Consider the following 470-nt stretch of genomic DNA (forward strand, 5'->3'; position numbering starts at 1 on the left):
TCGATGCAGAGGGCTGCAACTCCCGGAAGGCAAGGGCAGGGGTGGCAGATGCTGGTGATCGCAGTTGTTTTAGCCGCCAGTGAGGTGCTGAACTGGGGGTCAGGCTGTTCCGATTGGCAGGGTGACAAGTTCCGGCACGGGCTCCCCGCGCATCTCTGTCTTCTGGTCCATTCCTTCGACTGACAATCCCCTAAACCCGTTCGGTTGCCTGCGTGCAACCCCGCGTCAGCCCGGGCCGTGTTGCCCCTTCGGGGCTGCCCGCTCCATCCCGGTCCTCCGGGGGTTTCCGGCGTCCGTTCCGTCCACCGTGCACGCGTCACCCGACGGGCTTTTTCCGGGTCTTGTCGAAGGGACGGTCCCGAAGACAGGACACACAGGAGCTTACCATGCAGAACATCGTCATCCTCGCCGGCAACATCGGTCAGACCCCCGAAGTCCGCACCACCCAGGGCGGCACCAAGATCACCAAC

General features: G+C 63.8%; 1 protein-coding gene. It reads left to right on the forward strand.

Translation table 11 applies throughout. The annotated features are described in order from the left end of the window. Positions 1 to 183: hypothetical protein (locus LPA41_RS41015; RefSeq protein WP_229076895.1), on the forward strand; the 183-nt coding region annotated here is incomplete at its 5' end. Positions 184 to 470: the final 287 nt, after the last annotated feature.

The organism is Actinoplanes sp. DH11, assembly GCF_020873875.1.
In the GTDB taxonomy this organism is placed as follows: Bacteria; Actinomycetota; Actinomycetes; order Mycobacteriales; family Micromonosporaceae; genus Actinoplanes.